Origin of the sequence: Streptomyces sp. NPDC051907 (assembly GCF_040681075.1) — a bacterium.
GTDB lineage: Bacteria > Actinomycetota > Actinomycetes > Streptomycetales > Streptomycetaceae > Streptomyces.
Genome location: NZ_JBFAYB010000046.1, coordinates 1 through 19,631 on the forward strand (window position 1 = coordinate 1; position 19,631 = coordinate 19,631).

Annotated in this window: 15 protein-coding genes and 1 pseudogene; 12 read left to right on the forward strand and 4 right to left on the reverse strand. The window is 72.3% G+C overall.

Annotated features, from left to right (window positions below; genetic code table 11):
- The 4 genes and pseudogenes from AB0M39_RS23040 to AB0M39_RS23055 form a co-directional block, all read right to left on the reverse strand.
- The coding region (locus AB0M39_RS23040) for a transglutaminaseTgpA domain-containing protein (RefSeq protein WP_365367247.1) at positions 1 to 746 on the reverse strand (746 nt) is incomplete at its 3' end.
- 308 nt (positions 747 to 1,054) lie between these two features.
- Positions 1,055 to 2,428 (reverse strand): annotated as a pseudogene (locus tag AB0M39_RS23045) (DUF58 domain-containing protein); the annotation flags it as partial.
- The gene (locus AB0M39_RS23050; protein ID WP_365367249.1) at positions 2,428 to 3,474 is read right to left on the reverse strand and encodes a MoxR family ATPase; all 1,047 of its coding nucleotides are present in this window, start codon (positions 3,472 to 3,474) and stop codon (positions 2,428 to 2,430) included. The gene AB0M39_RS23050 and the pseudogene AB0M39_RS23045, both read right to left, overlap by 1 nt.
- Positions 3,475 to 3,750: 276 nt before the next feature.
- Complete coding sequence (locus tag AB0M39_RS23055) at positions 3,751 to 4,293, reverse strand: carbonic anhydrase (RefSeq protein WP_365367251.1); 543 nt, start codon at positions 4,291 to 4,293, stop codon at positions 3,751 to 3,753.
- Positions 4,294 to 4,687: 394 nt separating this feature from the next.
- Here AB0M39_RS23055 and rsmH point away from each other — a divergent pair, with 394 nt between their 5' ends.
- The 12 genes from rsmH (at position 4,688) to pgeF (ending at position 19,631) form a co-directional block, all read left to right on the forward strand.
- Positions 4,688 to 5,644: a 16S rRNA (cytosine(1402)-N(4))-methyltransferase RsmH gene (gene rsmH / locus AB0M39_RS23060; protein WP_365367254.1), complete on the forward strand. Its 957-nt coding sequence runs from the start codon at positions 4,688 to 4,690 to the stop codon at positions 5,642 to 5,644.
- A gap of 22 nt (positions 5,645 to 5,666) precedes the next feature.
- Positions 5,667 to 6,335 carry a septum formation initiator family protein gene (locus AB0M39_RS23065; protein WP_365367256.1) on the forward strand — a complete coding sequence of 223 codons (669 nt, stop codon included), beginning with the start codon at positions 5,667 to 5,669 and terminating at the stop codon, positions 6,333 to 6,335.
- Between the two features lie 4 nt (positions 6,336 to 6,339).
- A complete protein-coding gene (locus AB0M39_RS23070; protein ID WP_365367260.1) occupies positions 6,340 to 8,277 on the forward strand; it encodes a penicillin-binding protein 2 in 1,938 nt (645 codons plus the stop codon).
- A gap of 176 nt (positions 8,278 to 8,453) precedes the next feature.
- Positions 8,454 to 10,049, forward strand: a complete 1,596-nt coding sequence (locus tag AB0M39_RS23075; protein ID WP_365367262.1) for a UDP-N-acetylmuramoyl-L-alanyl-D-glutamate--2,6-diaminopimelate ligase — start codon at positions 8,454 to 8,456, stop codon at positions 10,047 to 10,049.
- A gap of 4 nt (positions 10,050 to 10,053) precedes the next feature.
- Entirely contained in the window at positions 10,054 to 11,460 is a 1,407-nt protein-coding gene (gene murF, locus AB0M39_RS23080) for a UDP-N-acetylmuramoyl-tripeptide--D-alanyl-D-alanine ligase (RefSeq protein WP_365367264.1), read from the forward strand.
- Positions 11,457 to 12,527, forward strand: coding sequence for a phospho-N-acetylmuramoyl-pentapeptide-transferase (gene mraY / locus AB0M39_RS23085; RefSeq protein ID WP_365367266.1), 1,071 nt, complete (start codon positions 11,457 to 11,459; stop codon positions 12,525 to 12,527). Before murF ends, mraY begins: the two co-directional genes overlap by 4 nt.
- Entirely contained in the window at positions 12,509 to 13,942 is a 1,434-nt protein-coding gene (gene murD / locus AB0M39_RS23090; RefSeq protein ID WP_365367268.1) for a UDP-N-acetylmuramoyl-L-alanine--D-glutamate ligase, read from the forward strand. Before mraY ends, murD begins: the two co-directional genes overlap by 19 nt.
- 86 nt (positions 13,943 to 14,028) lie before the next feature.
- Entirely contained in the window at positions 14,029 to 15,483 is a 1,455-nt protein-coding gene (gene ftsW, locus AB0M39_RS23095) for a putative lipid II flippase FtsW (RefSeq protein WP_365367270.1), read from the forward strand.
- A 6-nt stretch (positions 15,484 to 15,489) separates the two neighbouring features.
- Positions 15,490 to 16,584, forward strand: a complete 1,095-nt coding sequence (murG, locus tag AB0M39_RS23100; RefSeq protein ID WP_365367272.1) for an undecaprenyldiphospho-muramoylpentapeptide beta-N-acetylglucosaminyltransferase — start codon at positions 15,490 to 15,492, stop codon at positions 16,582 to 16,584.
- 16 nt (positions 16,585 to 16,600) lie between these two features.
- Entirely contained in the window at positions 16,601 to 17,416 is an 816-nt protein-coding gene (locus AB0M39_RS23105) for an FtsQ-type POTRA domain-containing protein (RefSeq protein WP_365367274.1), read from the forward strand.
- Positions 17,417 to 17,691: 275 nt separating this feature from the next.
- Positions 17,692 to 18,894 (forward strand): cell division protein FtsZ, encoded by a 1,203-nt coding sequence (gene ftsZ, locus AB0M39_RS23110; protein ID WP_365367276.1) that lies wholly within the window; start codon positions 17,692 to 17,694, stop codon positions 18,892 to 18,894.
- Positions 18,891 to 19,631 carry a peptidoglycan editing factor PgeF gene (gene pgeF, locus AB0M39_RS23115; protein WP_365367278.1) on the forward strand — a complete coding sequence of 247 codons (741 nt, stop codon included), beginning with the start codon at positions 18,891 to 18,893 and terminating at the stop codon, positions 19,629 to 19,631. Before ftsZ ends, pgeF begins: the two co-directional genes overlap by 4 nt.

Below are 19,631 nucleotides of genomic sequence, written 5' to 3' on the forward strand. Positions count from 1 at the left end.
CCATTATGGTCCCGGCGGCCCTTCCCGCGCTGGACCACGAGGGCGACGCCCTGCGCGAGCGCGCCGATCCGCCGGCCGGACCGGGCCGGGGCGAGCGCCCTGCCGCCCGCGGCGTCGAGTCCGCCCGCGGTGCGGCTCTGCCCGGGCGGGGCCCCGCCGAAGACGCGTCCCCACTGGGAGAGCCGGTCCCGGCCCTCCGACAGCAGGAGCACCAGATACCCGGAGGCCGCCAGCAGGAACCAGAGCCAGCTCGCGCCGCCGCCGGACAGCCCGGCGGCCACGGAGTACAGCGCCAGCAGCGGCAGCCCGGCCGGGGCCGCCGCGCGGTACGTCACCGCGAGCGCGTCGACCGCGAGGCCGATGATCAGCACGCCGCCGACCACCATCAGCCGGATGCCCTCGGTCGCCGGCGCCGGGATCGCGTACCGCCCGACGTCGTCGCCGCCCGCGCTGAGCAGATCGCTGAAGTGCTGGACTGCCTCGGGCCCGGGGACGATGCCGAGGAGGGCCTGCTCCCGGGCGAAGACCACGGTGAGCAGAAGCAGCGTCGTGAGCGCCTGGACCGCCACCGTCAGCGGCCGCGCCAGCGGCGCCCGTCTGGCCAGCGCCCCCGCCCCGCTCTGGAGCGCCAGCAGGAACGCGGCCTGCAGCATCCAGGTGGCCGGATCGACCAGCGGCAGCAGTGCGCCCGCCGCCATCAGGGTGGCGGCGAAGGCGCACAGCGCGAGCCTTCCGCGACCGCTCATGACCAACCCCCAGAGAAACCGTTCGTGTCGCCGTCGGAGGGCGCGGGCCGCCGCGTCGGCCTGGGCGAGGCCCCGGGCGCGAACGGGGACCGCGGTGCGGCGTCCGGCGCGGCGGGCTCGGACCCGGGCGTCCGGTGTGCCGCGGAGTCGCCCGAGGGCTTGGAGAACGCCGACTTCGGCGAGGGGCCCGAGGGCATGGAGAACGCGGACGCCGACGCGGCGCCCGACCGTCCCAGCCGCCCGGACGCAGCCGCGGCGCCGCCGGCCCGCGGGGCCTCAGGAGCCGTCGAGGGCCCCGACAGCCCGGAGGAGTCCAGCCGCTGGCGGCCCGCCTGCTGCCACAGGTCCGGGAGCGACGCCCCCGGCTGCACGGCCAGCGCGGTCCAGCCCGCCTCCCGCAGCTGCCGCAGCCTCTCGTCGACCGCCCCGGCCACCGCGCCGCTCGTCGCCCACGTCCCGCTGTCCAGGACGAAGGCCACCGCCGCGCCGCTGCGCTGGCGCATCCTGGCCGCCAACGACGCCTGCTCCTCGTCCAGATCGCCGAAGAAGGCGACCAGAAGTCCTTCGTTCCCGCCGCGCAGCACGTCGTACGCGCGCGAGAGCCCCGCGCCGTCGGAGTGGTCGACGACCGCGAGCGTGTCCATCATCAGCCCCGCGGCCTCCGCGGACTCCTGGCTCGACCCAGCGAAGCCGTCGCCGCCCTCGCTGGGCACCGAGCTCCCGGTGTCCGTCAGCAGCCGGACCGCGAAGCCCCGCTCCAGCATGTGCACCAGGGCCGACGCCGCGCCCGAGACCGCCCACTCGAAGGCGGAGTCGGGGCCCGCGCCCTGGTAGGCGAGGCCGCGGGTGTCCAGCAGGACCGTGCACCTGGCCCGCTGCGGTTGCTCCTCGCGGCGCACCATCAGCTCGCCGTAGCGCGCGGTCGAGCGCCAGTGCACCCGGCGCAGATCGTCGCCGTAGCGGTAGGTACGAGGGATCACGTCGTCGTCGCCTGCCAGCGCCAGCGAGCGGTGCCGCCCGTCGCCGTACCCCGCGGCCTCGCCCGCCAGCCGCACCGGCGGCAGCGGCTCGGTCCGCGGAATGACGGTGAGCAGGTCGAAGGCGCTGAAGGAGCGGGTCAGCTCGCACATGCCGAAGGGGTCGCTCAGCCTCAGCTGGAGCGGCCCGAGCGGATAGCGGCCGCGCAGGTCGGAGCGGACGCGGTACGAGACCTCGCGCCGGCCGCCCGCCTCCACCCGGTCCAGTACGAAACGGGGGCGCGGACCGAGCACGTACGGCACGTGGTCCTGGAGCATCAGCAGTCCGGTGGGCAGCCGCGAGACGTTGTCCATCCGCAGATGGACGCGCGCCTCGGAGCCCGAGGGCACCCGCGAGGGCGAGAGCCGGCGGCTGCCGGCGACGCGGTAGCGGGTGCGGTAGAGCACGGCCACGCAGACCAGCGGCAGCACGGCGAGCAGCAGCCCGACCCGGAGCAGGTCGCCCTGCCCCAGGACGTACGCGCACACCGCCGCCGCCACGCCGGCCGCCAGGAACGAGCGGCCGCGCGTGGTCAGCCCGCCCAGGGCCGCCCGCACTCCGCTCGTGTCCCGCTCGCCGTCGTGGTCCTGGCCCTCAGCTGCCGCGGACCTGCCCTGGGAAGCGGCGGACGCGCCCTCCGAGACGGCGGGGGTCCCGGCGGACATCACAGCCGCCGGGCGCCGGGCTGCTGGCCGTACAGCGGCGGCTGGGCCGGTCCGCCCTGGACATAGCCGCCGTCGGTGCTGCCGGTCGTGGGCACGGGCGTGCGCTGCAGGATCTCCAGCACGACCTGCTCGGACGTACGACGGTTCAACTGGGCCTGCGCGGTGGGCAGCAGCCGGTGCGCGAGGACCTGGACCGCCAGCGCCTGGACGTCGTCCGGCAGGGCGTAGTCACGGCCGGAGAGCGCGGCGGAGGCCTTCGCGGCACGCAGCAGGTGCAGCGTGGCGCGCGGCGAGGCGCCGAGCCTGAGGTCCGGGTGGCTGCGGGTCGCGCCCACCAGCTCGACCGCGTAGCGCCGCACGGACTCGGCGACGTGGACCGAGCGGACCGCCTCGATGAGCTTGACGACGTCATGGGCGTGCGCCACCGGCTGGAGGTCGTCGAGCGGCGAGATCCCGCCGTGCACGTCCAGCATCTGCAGCTCGGCGTCCGCGCTGGGGTAGCCGATCGACACCCGCGCCATGAAGCGGTCGCGCTGCGCCTCCGGCAGCGGGTAGGTGCCCTCCATCTCCACCGGGTTCTGGGTGGCCACCACCATGAAGGGGCTGGGCAGTTCGTAGGTGTTGCCGTCGATGGTGACCTGGCGCTCCTCCATCGACTCCAGCAGCGCGGACTGCGTCTTCGGCGAGGCGCGGTTGATCTCGTCGCCGATCACGATCTGCGCGAAGATCGCGCCCGGCTTGAACTCGAAGTCGCGGCGCTGCTGGTCGAAGATCGACACACCGGTGATGTCGGACGGCAGCAGGTCCGGCGTGAACTGGATACGCCGCACCGAACAGTCGATGGAACGCGCCAGCGCCTTGGCCAGCATCGTCTTGCCCACGCCCGGCACATCTTCGATGAGCAGATGCCCCTCGGCGAGCAGCACGGTCAGCGAAAGCCGTACGACCTCAGGCTTGCCCTCGATCACACCCTCGATCGACCTGCGGACACGCTCCGCCGTCGTCGTCAGATCTGTGAGGCTCGCTCGATCGTCATAGGTCGTCACCCGGCCCTCCTCGGCCCGTTCACGGGCCGGTGGCTCTTCGAACGGCCCCGGCCCACCCCAAAACACGGACACCGTCTCCGGATGGTTCCGGAGGGCGTCACACCCGCATTCTTGTTGCCGTTACCGCGTTGTGTCACTCGCCTGTGGATAAGTGGGTGGGATATGGGGGCTTTGCCTTATTTTCTCAGGTGTAAAGCCGCTCACGCGACAGGACCGAGCTCACTCAGCGACACCAAACGCATCCGGCGGCATTAAGATCGCACACCCTCCGCGCGCTCACTCGGCGGGGTCGATCTCCCGCAGCAGACCCTGCTTGACGTCGAAGACGAAGCCGCGCACATCGTCGGTGTGCACGAGGAACGGCGAGGTGCGCACCCGCTGCATCGACTGCCGTACATCCTGGTCCACGTCCCGGAACGCCTCCACCGCCCACGACGGACGCTGCCCCACCTCGTCCTCCAGCTCGTGCCGGAAGTCCTCGGTCAGGCTCTCCAGACCGCAGGTGGTGTGGTGGACCAGCATGACGCTGCGGGTGCCGAGCGCCCGCTGGCTGATCGTGAGGGAGCGGATCACGTCGTCCGTGACCACGCCGCCGGCGTTGCGGATCGTGTGGCAGTCGCCCAGCTCCAGCCCGAGCGCGTCGTGCAGGTCGAGCCGGGCGTCCATGCAGGCCACCACGGCGACGCGGAGCACGGGGCGGGCGTCCATGCCGGGGTCCTGGAAGTCGGCGGCGTAGCGCCGGTTCGCCTCGACGAGACGGTCCGTGACCGTCTCGCCGGAGCGCACGGCGTCGGGGGAGGGGTGCGCGGAAGTCGACATGGGGACGACGGTAGTGCGCACGGGGGCCGCCAGTCCGCTGTGAGAGGGGACAAAGAACGTCAATGAGGCTTGTTGTGAGGTAACCCACAGGTGTGCAGTCACCGCCTCCGTACGAGTGAGATCCCGTGCCCGACGGCCCATCCCGTCACACCCAGCGCGACGCGCCTGCCGGTTGATTGACCGGCGGGGCCCGTGGACTAAAGTGACGCGCAGTTCACGGACACATCCTGCACATTTCCAAACTTCCCCCCGCGTGTGCGGCGTACGTGCGGCTCGGCCTCCTCCCGCTCGCGGTCGGCCGACGCCCCTTCGAGGCGCCGGCGGACCACCTCCCCTTCTCCGAGCGGGCGGGGACTCGGCGGCGCATACGTCCGCGCGGGACCTGAGAGGGCGCATGAGCGAGACCCGACACGTCCCGGTGATGCTCCAGCGGTGCCTGGACCTGTTGGCCCCGGCGCTCCAGGAGCCGGGCGCGGTGGTGGTCGACTGCACCCTCGGCCTCGGCGGGCACAGCGAGGCGCTGCTCGCCCGCTTCCCCGAGGCCAGGCTGGTGGCGCTGGACCGGGACACCGAGGCGCTGCGGCTGTCGGCCGAGCGGCTCGCCCCCTTCGGCGACCGGGCCGACCTGGTGCACGCCGTCTACGACGAACTGCCCGAGGTGCTGGACCGCCTGGGCGTTCCACGCGTCCAGGGCGTGCTGTTCGACCTCGGCGTCTCCTCGATGCAACTGGACGAGGCCGAGCGCGGGTTCGCCTACGCCCAGGACGCCCCGCTCGACATGCGCATGGACCAGACGACCGGCGTCAGCGCCGCCGAGGTCCTCAACACCTACCCGCCCGGCGAGCTGGTGCGGATCCTGCGCATGTACGGCGAGGAGAAGCAGGCCAAGCGGATCGTCTCCGCGGTCGTGCGCGAGAGGGAGAAGGAGCCCTTCGCCAACAGCGCCCGGCTGGTCGAGCTGATCCGCGACGCGCTCCCGCAGGCCGCCAAGCGCACCGGAGGCAACCCGGCCAAGCGCACCTTCCAGGCGCTGCGGATCGAGGTGAACGGCGAGCTGACCGTGCTGGAGCGGGCGATCCCGGCCGCGGTCAAGGCGCTCGCGGTCGGCGGGCGGATCGCCGTCCTGTCGTACCACTCCCTGGAGGACCGGCTGGTCAAGCAGGTCTTCGCGGCCGGCGCGGCCAACACGGCGCCGCCAGGCCTGCCGGTGGTGCCCGAGGAGTACCAGCCCCGGTTGAAGCTGCTGACGCGCGGCGCGGAGCTGCCCACGGAGGAGGAAGTCGCCGAGAACCGCCGGGCGGCGCCCGCGCGGCTTCGGGGAGCGCAGCGCATCCGGGAGGACAATCGGTGAGCGACGCGAGCGGGGAGATCCGGTGAGCACAGCGGCCAAGCAGTTGAAGGGACGGGCCGCGCGGCTGGCGCGGCTGCTGCCCACCGGGCCGGGCGCCGCGGCTCGGACGCCGTTCGTCCTGCTGGTCGTCCTCCTCCTCGGCGGCGGGCTGATCATGCTCCTGCTGCTGAACTCCTCGCTCAACCAGGGCTCGTTCAAGCTGAGCGAGCTCAAACGGCAGACCACCGAGCTCACCGACGAGCAGCAGGCGCTCCAGCGGGACGTGGACAGCTACTCGGCGCCGGGCGCGCTCGCGCGCCGGGCCCGCGAGCTGGGGATGGTGCCCGGCGGCAGCCCCGCCTTCCTCGACGCCGACGGGAAGGTGCGCGGCGTGCCCGGGCAGGCGTCCGCGCCGCCCGCCGCCGATCCGTCGCCCATGGACGCCCAGGACCCTGCGGCGGCCTCGGCGTCGCCCTCGCTGCCGGTCTCGGCCTCCGCCGTGAGCCCGCCGTCCCCCTCGGCCCCCGCCTCCCCCTCGCCCCAGGCCGCCCCCGCCGCCCCGCCCGCCCCCTCTCCCGCCGTCTCGGCGCAGGCGGGCCAGGCCCCGGCAGGACCGGCGGCGGCAGCCCCCGCAGACGCCTCAGCCCCCGCGAGCGGCTCCCAGCCCTCGCTCCCGCCCGCGAAGCCGATCCCGACGATCCCCGGCAGGTGACGCAGTGCCCCCGAAGGAACCACCGCGCCGCCGGGTGCCGGGGCAGCCCGCCCGGCGGCCCTCCGCGCGTCCGCCGGCCCGCCCCGCGGCCCGCCGGCCGCGCCCGGCCTCGATCCGGCTCGGCAGCCCCCGCCCCCGGCTTCGGCTGGTCAGCCTCGGTCTGACCCTGGTGATGCTGGTCTTCGTCGTACGCCTCCTCCAGGTGCAGGCGGTCGACGCCAGCGCGTACGCCGCCAAGGCGGAGAAGAATCGCTACCTCAGCCACACCCTCGCCGCCGAGCGCGGCGAGATCACCGACCGGGCCGGCATCGCGCTCGCCACCAGCGTCGACGCGCACGACATCACCGCCGACCCGCAGATGTTCACGCCCGAGGAGAGCAAGGTCGCCGACGCCCCGCGCGAGGCGGCCGCGCTGCTCGCCCCGATCCTCGGCAAGGACGCCGCCGAGATCGCCGAGAAGCTGAGGACCAAGTCCCGCTACACCGTCCTGGCCCGCCGCCAGACCCCCCAGGTGTGGAACCAGATCAAGGACCTCAAGAGCGTCTTCGCCGAGAAGGCGCGCGAGGACGAGCGCAAGGGGGGCCCGGGCGCGAACGTGCTCGGCGGCGTCTTCCAGGAGCCGAGCAGCAAACGCGTCTACCCCAACGGCGACCTCGCCGCCGGGATACTGGGCTACGTCAACGCCGAGGGCCGCGGAGGCGGCGGCGTGGAGTCCATGCTCGACAAGGAGCTCGCCGGCAAGGACGGCGAGATCACCTTCGCCCAGTCGGGCGGCCGGCGCGTGCCCACCGCGGGCTCCCGCGAGGTCCCCGCGGTCCCCGGCTCCGACATCGAGCTGACCATCGACCGCGACATCCAGTGGGCCGCCCAGCAGGCCATCGCCGAGCAGGTGGAGACCTCCAAGGCGGACCGCGGCTACGTGATAGTGCAGAGCACCCGCACCGGCGAGGTCCTCGCCATGGCCAACGCGCCGGGCTTCGACCCCAACGACCTCTCCCAGGCCGACTCGGCCGCCATGGGCAACGCGGCGCTCCAGGACGCGTACGAGCCGGGCTCCACCGCCAAGGTGATGTCCATGGCCGCCGTGCTGGAGGAGAAGAAGGCCGTGCCCGGCACCCATGTCGTCGTCCCCAACCGGCTGCACCGCGGCGACCGGCTCTTCAAGGACGACATCGACCACCCGACCTGGTACCTCACGCTCAACGGCGTGCTCGCCAAGTCCAGCAACATCGGCACCATCCTGGCCACCGGCCAGCTGGGCAAGAGCCAGCCCGAGGCCAACAAGGTGCTCCACTCCTATCTGCGCAAGTTCGGCATGGGCAGCCCGAGCGGGCTGGACTACCCGGGAGAGACGTCGGGCATCCTCGCCAAGCCGCAGGACTGGTCGACCTCGCAGCAGTACACGATCCCCTTCGGACAGGGCCTCTCGCTCAACGCCATGCAGGCGGCCTCGGTCTACTCGACCATCGCCAACGGCGGCGTGCGCATCGAGCCCACCCTGGTCCGCGGACACCGCGGCGCCGACGGGCGCTTCACCCCGGCCCCCGCCCCCAAGAAGACCCGGGTGGTCGGCGAGCAGACCGCGAAGACCGTGGCCACGATGCTGGAGTCGGTCGTCGGCGACGAGGAGGGGACCGGCACCAAGGCCCGCATCCCCGGCTACCGCGTCGCGGGCAAGACCGGCACCGCCAACCGCGTCGACCCGGAGACGGGCCGCTACCAGGGCTACACCGCCTCCTTCGCCGGCTTCGCACCCTCCGACGACCCCGAGATCACCGTCTACTGCGCCATCCAGAACCCGACCTCGGGCAGCTACTTCGGCGGCCAGATCTGCGGTCCGGTCTTCCAGAAGGTCATGGCGTTCGCCCTCAAGACCCTGCAGATCGCGCCGACCGGCAAAGCCCCCGCCCGGCTGCCCGTCGCCTTCAAACCCGGCGAGTGACGACCGAGGAACCATCAGTGACAACCATCACCTCCGATTCCGGGAACCAGCCGCACGGCCGCGGGGCCGACGACGCCGCTGCCTCCCGCGCCCCGCAGCAGTCCACGCCCGGCGACCGTGCGGAGGGGGCCCCCTCATTTAGCCCCCGGCCGGGTGCGCCCGGTACGCTCACCGCCGTGTCACACGCTGATCAGTACCGAACCGCCCAGCAGGACGCCCCCGCGCAGCATCCGGGCGCGCCCCGCCCGGACCGGCCCCGTCCGACGTCCCTCGGGGAGCTGGCCGCCCGGCTGGGCGCGAAGCCCCCGAGCGCGAAGACCCCGGGCTCCGGCGAGGTCACCGGCATCACCCACGACTCGCGGGCGGTACGCCCCGGTGACGTGTACGCCGCCCTGCCCGGCGCCCGCTTCCACGGCGCCGACTTCGCGGCCCAGGCCGCGGACCTCGGGGCGGCCGCGATCCTCACCGACGCGGCGGGCCAGGAACGCGCGGCCGCGACCGGCCTGCCCGTCCTGCTCGCCGAGAGCCCACGCGGCCGCATGGGGGAGCTCGCCGCCGAGATCTACGGGCACCCAGGCGACGATCTGCTGCAGATCGGCATCACCGGCACCTCGGGCAAGACCACCACGGCGTACCTTGTCGAGGGCGGACTGCGCGCCGGCGGGCGCGCGACCGGCCTGATCGGCACGGTCGAGATGCGCATCGGCGACGAGCGGATCAAGTCCGAGCGCACCACCCCCGAGGCCACCGACCTCCAGGCGCTCTTCGCGGTCATGCGCGAACGCGGCGTCGAGGCGGTCGCCATGGAGGTCTCCAGCCACGCCCTCGTGCTCGGCCGGGTCGACGGCTGCGTCTTCGACGTCGCCGTCTTCAACAACCTCAGCCCCGAGCACATGGAGTTCCACTCGGGCATGGAGGACTACTTCCAGGCCAAGGCGCAGCTGTTCACCCCGCAGCGCAGCAAGGTCGGCGTCCTCAACTTCGACGACGAGTACGGCCGCAGGCTGGTCAAGGAGGCGACCGTGCCGGTCGTCACGTTCTCCGCCGAGGGCCACCCGGACGCCGACTGGCGGGCCGAGGACGTCGAAGTGGGCTCCCACGGCTCCACGTTCACCGCGGTCGGCCCCAGCGGCGAGCGGGTGCGCGCCGAGGCCCCGCTGCCCGGCCCCTTCAACGTGGCCAACACCCTGGCCGCCGTCGTCACCCTCGCCGTGGCCGGAATCGACCCGCAGACCGCGGCCGACGGCGTCGCCGCCGTGCCCGGCGTCCCGGGCCGTCTGGAGCGGGTGGACGCGGGCCAGCCCTACCTCGCGGTCGTCGACTACGCGCACAAGACCGACGCCGTCGAGTCCGTCCTGCGCTCCCTGCGCAAGGTCACCCAGGGCAAGGTGCACATCGTGCTCGGCTGCGGCGGCGACCGCGACGAGACCAAGCGCGGCCCCATGGGCGCCGCCGCCGCGCGGCTGGCCGACACCGCCGTGCTGACCTCCGACAACCCACGCTCCGAGGACCCGCTCGCGATCCTCGCCGCGATGCTCGCCGGCGCCGCCGAGGTGCCGATCCACGAGCGCGGCGACGTCCTGGTCGACGCCGACCGGGCGGCGGCCATCGCCGCCGCCGTCGCCCGCGCCCAGCCCGGCGACACCGTGCTGGTCGCCGGCAAGGGCCACGAGCAGGGCCAGGACATCGCCGGGGTGGTCCGTCCCTTCGACGACCGCCAGGTACTGCGCGCCGCCATCAGCGCCCGCTTCCACGAGAACCCCCAGGGATGACCAAGTGATCGCCCTCTCCCTCGCCGAGATCGCCGAAATCGTCGGCGGGCAGTCGTACGACATACCGGATCCAGCCGTACGGATCACCGGCCCCGTCGTCATCGACTCCCGCGCGGTGCAGCCCGGCAGCCTCTTCGCCGCCTTCGCCGGCGAGCACGTCGACGGCCACGACTACGCCGAGCGCGCCGTCGCGGCGGGCGCGGCGGCCGTGCTGGCCACCCGGCCCCTCGAAGTCCCCGCGATCGTCGTGGACGACGTCCAGAGCGCGCTGGGCGCGCTGGCCCGCGCGGTCGTCAGCCGGCTCGGCGTCGACGTCGTCGCGCTCACCGGCTCGGCCGGCAAGACCTCCACCAAGGACCTGATCGCCCAGGTCGTCCAGCGCCACGCCCCGACGGTGTGGACGCCCGGCTCGCTGAACAACGAGATCGGCCTGCCGCTCACCGCCCTCACCGCCTCCGAGGAGACCAGGCATCTGGTCCTGGAGATGGGCGCCCGCGGCATCGGCCACATCCGCTACCTCACCTCTCTGACGCCGCCGAGGATCGGCCTCGTGCTCAACGTGGGATCCGCCCACATCGGCGAGTTCGGCGGCCGCGCGCAGATCGCCCAGGCCAAGGGCGAGTTGGTCGAGGCCCTGCCGCACGACGGCGCCGCGATCCTCAACGCGGACGACCCCCTCGTACGGGCCATGGCGCCCCGCACCAAGGCGCGCGTCCTGCTGTTCGGCGAGGCCCTGGACGCCGACGTACGCGCCGAGAACGTCCGGCTCACGGACGCCGGACAGCCCTCCTTCAGCCTTCACACACCCACCGGGTGCAGTGACGTGACCATGCGGCTGTACGGTGAGCACCACGTGTCGAACGCGCTCGCCGCGGCCGCCGTCGCCCATGAGCTGGGCATGTCCGTCGACGAGATCGCCCTCGCGCTCTCCGAGGCGGGCGCCCTCTCCCGCTGGCGCATGGAGGTCACCGAGCGTCCGGACGGCGTGACGATCGTCAACGACGCCTACAACGCGAACCCCGAGTCCATGCGAGCCGCTCTGCGCGCGCTCGCGGCCATGGGCAAGGGACGCCGTACGTGGGCGGTGCTCGGCCAGATGGCCGAGCTCGGCGACGAAGCGCTCGCCGAGCACGACGCGGTCGGACGGCTCGCCGTCCGGCTCAACGTCAGCAAGCTCGTCGCAGTCGGGGGCAGGGAAGCGTCCTGGTTGCAACTGGGCGCATATAACGAGGGTTCGTGGGGTGAGGAGTCGGTGCACGTGTCCGACGCGCAGGCGGCGGTCGACCTGTTGCGCAGTGAACTGCGGCCAGGAGACGTCGTGCTGGTGAAGGCTTCCAGGTCGGTGGGTCTCGAGCGGGTCGCCCAGGCGCTGCTCGAGAACACAGCCGAGGGCGAGGTCGCCGGCCGATGAGGCAGATCCTCTTCGCGGGAGCCATCGGGCTCTTCCTGACCCTGGTCGGCACCCCGCTGCTGATCAAGCTGCTGGCCCGCAAGGGATACGGGCAGTTCATCCGCGACGACGGCCCGCGCAGCCACGGCAGCAAGAAGGGCACGCCCACCATGGGCGGCATCTCCTTCATCCTGGCCACGCTCATCGCCTACGCCCTGGCCAAGGTGATCACCGGCGAGGACCCGACCTTCTCGGGCGTCCTGGTGCTCTTCCTGATGGCGGGCATGGGCCTGGTCGGCTTCCTCGACGACTACATCAAGATCGTCAAGCAGCGCTCGCTCGGTCTGCGGGCCAAGGCCAAGATGGCCGGCCAGCTGATCGTCGGCATCGCCTTCGCCGTGCTGTCGCTGCAGTTCGCCGACAGCCGCAACAACACCCCGGCCTCCACCAAGCTGTCCTTCATCACGGACTTCGGCTGGGCGATCGGCCCGGTGCTGTTCGTCGTCTGGGCGCTGTTCATGATTCTCGCCATGTCGAACGGCGTGAACCTGACGGACGGTCTGGACGGCCTGGCCACCGGCGCGTCGGTGATGGTCTTCGGCGCGTACACCTTCATCGGGCTGTGGCAGTTCCAGGAGTCCTGCGCCAACGCGATGACGCTGACCAACCCGGACGCCTGCTTCGAGGTACGAGATCCACTCGACCTCGCGGTCGTCGCCTCCGCGCTGATGGGCGCCTGCTTCGGCTTCCTGTGGTGGAACACCTCGCCCGCCAAGATCTTCATGGGCGACACCGGCTCGCTCGCCCTCGGCGGCGCGCTCGCGGGTCTGGCGATCTGCTCCCGCACGGAGCTGCTGCTCGCCCTCCTCGGCGGCCTCTTCGTCCTGATCACCCTCTCCGTGGTCATCCAGGTCGGCTCCTTCAAGATGACCGGCAAGCGGGTCTTCAAGATGGCGCCGCTCCAGCACCACTTCGAGCTCAAGGGGTGGTCCGAAGTCCTTGTCGTGGTCCGTTTCTGGATCATTCAGGGCATGTGCGTCATCGTGGGTCTGGGGCTCTTCTACGCAGGATGGGCAGCCGACAAGTGAGCAACCGGGACTGGCAGGGCAAGCGGATCACCGTCGCGGGACTCGGCGTGAGCGGCATCAGCGCCGCCCGCGCCCTGGCCGGCCTCGGCGCCTCGGTCACCGTCGTGGACGGCGGCGACAGCGAGGCGCACCGCGGGCGCGCGGCCCACTTGGCCGAGCTCGGCGTCGCCGTCCGCCTCGGCGACGCCGACACCCTGCCCGAGGGGACCGACCTCGTCGTCACCTCGCCCGGCTGGAAGCCGTCCAGCCCGCTCTTCGAGGCGGCCGCTCAGGCGGGCGTGGACGTCGTCGGCGACGTCGAGGTCGCCTGGCGGCTGCGCGGCCCGGACGCGGCCCCCTGGCTCGCGATCACCGGCACCAACGGCAAGACCACGACGACGCGGATGCTCGCCTCGATCCTGTCGGCCGCCGGTCTGCGCACCGCCGCGATCGGCAACATCGGCACGCCGATCGTCGACGTGGTCACCGGCGAGGAGAAGTACGACGTGCTCGCCGTCGAGCTCTCCAGCTACCAGCTGCACTGGGCGCCCTCGCTGCGCGCCCACTCGGCCGCGGTGCTCAACCTCGCACCCGACCACCTCGACTGGCACGGCTCCATGGAGGCGTACGCCGCCGACAAGGGCCGGATCTACGAGGGCAACACGGTCGCCTGCGTCTACAACGCCGCCGACCCCGCCACCGAGGACCTGGTGCGCGAGGCGGACGTCGAGGAGGGCTGCCGGGCGATCGGCTTCACCCTGGGCGCGCCCGGCCCCTCCCAACTCGGCGTCGTCGACGGGATCCTGGTCGACCGCGCCTTCGTGGCCAACCGGCACAAGCACGCCCAGGAGCTCGCCGAGGTCGCGGACGTCAATCCGCCCGCCCCGCACAACATCGCCAACGCGCTGGCCGCCGCGGCGCTCGCCCGCGCCTTCGGCGTCGCCCCCGCGGCCGTGCGCGACGGGCTGCGCGCCTTCCGCCCGGACGCGCACCGCATCGAGCACGTCGCAGACGTGGCCCAGGTCGCGTACGTCGACGACTCCAAGGCCACCAACACCCACGCGGCACAGGCTTCCCTGGCCGCCTACGAGCCGATCGTGTGGATCGCGGGCGGCCTGGCCAAGGGCGCGGCCTTCGACGAGCTCGTGGCGGAGTCGGCGAAGCGGCTGCGCGGCGTCGTGCTGATCGGCGCGGACCGCGCCCTGATCCGCGAAGCCCTCGCGCGACACGCCCCCGAGGTCCCGGTCGTCGACCTCGACCGGACCGACACTGGGGCGATGTCGGCGGCGGTCGCGGAGGCGGCCCGGCTCGCCCGGCCAGGGGACACGGTCCTGCTGGCCCCGGCCTGCGCCTCGATGGACATGTTCGCCGACTACAACAAGCGAGGCGAGGCGTTCGCGGACGCGGTCCGCGCTCTCGCCGCCGAGCGCGCCTGACCGCCCCGACCTCGCACCGTGCCGCGGATCTTGGGACCCGGGATCCGGGCAGGCCGCGCCAGGCACGACTGGAGGGGACAGCGATCATGGAATTCCAGCCCGTCCGGCGTGTGAGGGCGAAGCTGCCGCCGAGGCGACCCGCGCCCGCCCTCGCCGGCCTGCCCGCCTCCGCCGGGCCGTCCGGCCCGTCCGGTCTGCCCCGGCTGCCCGGCCTCGCGCTGCGCAGCAGGACCGCCGGCGCCCGCGGGCCCGCCGCGGGCCGGAAGGCCAAAAGCGCGTCAGGCGGCCCCTCCCGCCCTCCGCGCGGCAGCGGCCTACGGCTGGCCTACGAGCAGGCCAGGCGGGCCTGGGACCGCCCTCTGACCGCCTACTACCTGATCCTCGGCAGCAGCCTGCTGATCACCGCCCTCGGGCTGGTGATGGTGTACTCAGCGTCGATGATCAAGGCGCTGGAGCTCTCGCTGCCCGCGTCGTACTTCTTCCGCAAGCAGTTCCTCGCCGCGGTCATCGGCACCGGTCTGCTGCTGCTCGCCTCCCGGATGCCGGTCAAGCTCCACCGGGCGCTGGCCTACCCGCTTCTCATGGGGACCGTCTTCCTGATGATCCTCGTGCAGGTGCCGGGGATAGGGCACGCGGTCAACGGCAACCAGAACTGGCTCTACCTCGGCGGCCCCTTCCAGCTCCAGCCCAGCGAGTTCGGCAAGCTGGCGCTGATCCTGTGGGGCGCGGACCTGCTCGCCCGCAAACAGGACAAGCGGCTGCTGGCCCAGTGGAAGCACATGCTGGTCCCGCTCGTCCCCATCGCCTTCATGCTGCTCGGCCTGATCATGCTCGGCGGCGACATGGGCACGGCGATCATCCTGACCGCGATCCTCTTCGGCCTGCTCTGGCTCGCGGGAGCGCCCACCCGGCTCTTCGCGGGCGTGCTGGCCGTCGCCGGGCTCGCCGGGACGCTGCTGATCAAGACGAATGAGAACCGGATGTCCCGGCTCTTCTGCGTCGGCGCGATCGAGCTGGGGCCGCAAGGCGAGTGCTGGCAGGCTGTGCACGGCATCTATGCTCTTGCGTCGGGCGGATGGTTCGGTTCCGGTCTTGGTGCAAGTGTGGAAAAATGGGGTCAACTCCCCGAACCGCACACCGACTTCATCTTCGCCATCGCCGGGGAGGAACTGGGCCTGGCGGGGACGCTGTCGGTGCTCGCCCTCTTCGCGGCTCTAGGCTATGCGGGTATCCGCGTGGCCGGACGCACGGAGGATCCCTTCGTGAGGTACGCAGCGGGAGGTGTGACGACCTGGGTCACGGCCCAGGCCGTGGTCAACATCGGTGCGGTGCTCGGCCTGCTGCCGATCGCCGGCGTCCCGCTCCCGCTGTTCTCCTACGGAGGATCGGCCCTGCTGCCGACCATGTTCGCTATCGGGCTGCTGATCGCTTTCGCGCGAGAGGATCCCGCCGCGAAAGCGGCCCTGGCCGTGCGGAGGCCTGGGGTGAGATGGAAGACGATGAGACGGCGCGTCAAGAAGCGTCCGTCCGGAGAGCGGTGAATTTCGGTGCATGTCGTACTCGCCGGTGGGGGGACCGCCGGCCACATCGAGCCCGCGCTCGCCCTCGCGGACGCCCTGCGCAGGCAGGACCCGAGCGTGGGCATCACGGCCCTGGGCACGGAGCGCGGACTCGAGACCAGGCTGGTGCCGGAGCGGGGCTATGAGCTGGCGCTCATCCCCGCCGTTCCGCTGCCGCGCAAGCCGACGCCGGAGCTGATCACCGTTCCCGGGCGGCTGCGCGGCACGATCAAGGCCGCGGAGCAGATCCTGGAGCGCACGAAGGCGGACTGCGTCGTCGGCTTCGGCGGCTATGTCGCGCTGCCCGGCTATCTGGCCGCCAAGCGGCTCGGCGTGCCGATCGTGGTCCACGAGGCCAACGCCCGCCCCGGTCTGGCCAACAAGATCGGTTCGCGGTACGCCGCCGGGGTGGCCGTCGCCACGCCCGACAGCAAGCTGCGCAACTCCCGCTATATCGGCATTCCGCTGCGGCACACCATCGCCACCCTCGACCGGGCCCGGGTGCGCCCCGAGGCGCGTGCGGCCTTCGGCCTCGACCCCAATCTGCCCACGCTGCTGGTCTCCGGCGGCTCGCAGGGCGCCCGCCGCCTCAACGAGGTCGTCCAGCAGATCGCGCCGGTGCTCCAGCGCTCCGGGATCCAGATCCTGCACGCGGTCGGCCCGAAGAACGAACTGCCGCGCGTGGACAACATGCCCGGTATGCCGCCCTATATCCCGGTACCGTACGTGGACAGGATGGATCTTGCGTACGCCGCGGCCGACATGATGCTCTGCCGCGCGGGCGCGATGACCGTCGCCGAGCTCTCCGCCGTGGGCCTGCCCGCCGCCTATGTGCCGCTGCCGATCGGCAACGGCGAACAGCGGCTCAACGCCCAGCCGGTGGTCAAGGCCGGCGGCGGACTGCTGGTCGACGACGCCGAGCTGAGCCCCGAGTGGGTCCAGGGCAACGTTCTTCCGGTGCTCGCCGACCCGCACCGGCTGTACGAGATGTCCCGTGCGGCCGCCGAGTTCGGCCGCAGGGACGCCGACGACCTGCTCGTCGGCATGGTGTACGAGGCGATTGCCGCACGCCGACAGGCGTAGCAGAAGGGCAGGGAGCGTGGCCGGACCGACCACCGCCGAACGCGGTGCACGCAAGCCGCGTCCCCGATCGGGCGGCCCGGCCCGCCGCCCCCGCCGGGGCGGCGGCCCGCCCGGCCGCCTTCGGCTGCGCCTCCCCGGCCGCCGCGCGCTGCTGACCGCGGTGGTCTCGATCCTGCTCCTCGGGGGCGGAGTCTGGTTGTTCTACGGCTCCGAATGGCTGCGCGTCGACCATGTCGAGACCTCGGGGACCGAGGTCCTGACCGCGGACGAGGTGAAGGAGGTGGCGGCGGTCCCGATCGGATCGCCGCTGATTTCCGTCGATACCGACGCCATTGAGGCCAGACTCGTACAGAAGCTGCCGCGTATCGACTCCGTGGAGGTCGTACGGTCATGGCCGCGGGGAATCGGACTGAACGTGATCGAACGGAAGCCGGTCCTGCTCATCGCAAAGGGCGCTAAGTTCGTCGAAGTGGACGACGAGGGAGTCCGGTTCGCCACGGTGGACAAGGCCCCCGAGGGCGTCCCGCTGCTGAAGATGTCGGCCGCGCGGTCGCCGAGTCTGCGCCGTTTCGGGGCGGAGCGACTGCTCGAAGAGGCGGTGAGGGTCAGAGGCGAACTCCCCGCGAAAGTCGCGGCGGACACGAGAGTTGTGACAGTGCGCTCATACGACTACATCTCTTTGGGGTTGACCCGCGGGCGCACGGTGGTCTGGGGCAGCGGCGAGGAGGGCGAGGCGAAGGCGCGGGCGCTCACCGCATTGATGAAGGCGGCGCCCAAGGCCCGGCACTTCGACGTGAGTGCGCCCACTGCCCCTGCCGCGGCGGGGAGTTGACGCACAAACGCCCTGGCCAGCACCCTGGTTGGTCATCGCTATGGGTGATCACATAGGGTGAAAAGAAAAACGGGAGGTTCGGCGTGTTCGTTGAACGTGCGCCACTTGTCGACTTAGTGTCCTGTTCGGAGAGTCCAAGAAACAGACACACTGGTAACCCTAAACTTCAACGTTAGGGTTTGGGTCGGCGTTTCGGACCGTCCCATCGGCATCCGTCGTCGCGACGCGACAACCGCGCAGCGACGACACGTAACTCGAGGCGAGAGGCCTTCGACGTGGCAGCACCGCAGAACTACCTCGCAGTCATCAAGGTCATCGGTGTCGGCGGCGGTGGTGTCAATGCCATCAACCGAATGATCGAGGTCGGTCTCAAGGGCGTCGAGTTCATCGCGATCAACACTGATGCGCAAGCCCTGTTGATGAGCGACGCCGACGTCAAGCTCGACGTCGGTCGTGAACTCACCCGCGGCCTGGGGGCCGGAGCCAACCCCGCAGTCGGCCGCAAGGCGGCAGAAGACCACCGCGAGGAGATCGAGGAGGTCCTCAAGGGGGCCGACATGGTCTTCGTCACCGCCGGCGAAGGCGGCGGCACCGGCACCGGCGGCGCACCCGTCGTCGCCAACATCGCACGCTCGCTCGGCGCGCTGACCATCGGCGTGGTCACCCGGCCGTTCACCTTCGAGGGCCGCCGCCGCGCGAACCAGGCGGAGGACGGCATCGCCGAGCTCCGCGAAGAGGTCGACACCCTCATCGTCATCCCCAACGACCGCCTGCTGTCCATCTCGGACCGCCAGGTCAGCGTCCTGGACGCGTTCAAGTCCGCGGACCAGGTGCTGCTGTCCGGCGTCCAGGGCATCACCGACCTCATCACCACGCCCGGCCTGATCAACCTCGACTTCGCCGACGTCAAGTCCGTGATGTCCGAGGCCGGCTCGGCGCTCATGGGCATCGGCTCGGCGCGCGGCGACGACCGCGCCGTCGCGGCGGCGGAGATGGCCATCTCCTCCCCGCTCCTCGAGGCGTCGATCGACGGCGCTCGCGGCGTGCTGCTCTCCATCTCCGGCGGCTCGGACCTCGGTCTCTTCGAGATCAACGAGGCCGCGCAGCTGGTGAGCGAGGCCGCCCACCCCGAGGCCAACATCATCTTCGGCGCGGTCATCGACGACGCGCTCGGCGACGAGGTCCGGGTCACGGTCATCGCGGCCGGCTTCGACGGCGGCCAGCCGCCGGCCCGCCGGGAGAACGTGATCAGCTCCACCTCCAGCAAGCGCGAGGAGCCGCAGGCCGCTCCGGCGCGCTCCACCGACTCGCGCCAGTCCGGCGGCCTCGGCGCCGTGCCCACGCGCGACGAGCCCCCGGCCGCTCCGGCCGAGCCCGCGCCGGTCGCGAACGACCTCGGCTCGCCGGGCGTTCCGCCGGCCCGCCCGTACCAGGACAGCCAGGCCGAAGAGCTGGACGTCCCGGACTTCTTGAAGTGACCGTGCGGCACGACGCGATACACGCGAGCGGCGCCCACTTCGCCTTCACCGACCGGTGGGGCGGGGTGAGCGCCGTTCCGTACGAGGAGCTCAACCTCGGCGGAGCGGTCGGCGACGACCCCTCGGCCGTGCTGGCCAACCGGGCCGTCGCCGCGAAGGAGCTCGGGCTCGACCCGGGCGCAGTCGTCTGGATGAACCAGGTCCACGGCAAGGACGTCGCCGTGGTGGACGCGCCGTGGGGCGAGGGCCCGATTCCCCCGGTGGACGCCGTGGTCACCGCGCGACGGGGGCTCGCCCTCGCGGTGCTGACCGCGGACTGCACCCCGGTGCTGCTCGTCGACCCGGTGGCCTCGGTCGTGGGCGCCGCGCACGCGGGCCGCCCCGGAATGATCGCGGGCGTGGTGCCCGCGGTGGTCGAGGCGATGAGGGCGCTGGGCGCGGAGCCCGGCCGCATGATCGCCCGCACCGGTCCCGCCGTCTGCGGGCGGTGCTACGAAGTTCCCGAGCAGATGCGCGCCGAGGTGGCCGCGGCGGAGCCGGCGGCCTGGTCCGAGACCAGCTGGGGCACCCCGGCCGTCGACGTCACCGCAGGGGTCCACGCCCAGCTCGAAGCGCTGGGCGTGCGGGACCGCGAGCGCTCGACGGTGTGCACACTGGAATCGCGGGACCACTACTCGTACCGCCGCGACCGCACCACGGGGCGGCTCGCCGGATATGTCTGGCTGGAAGGCTCGTAG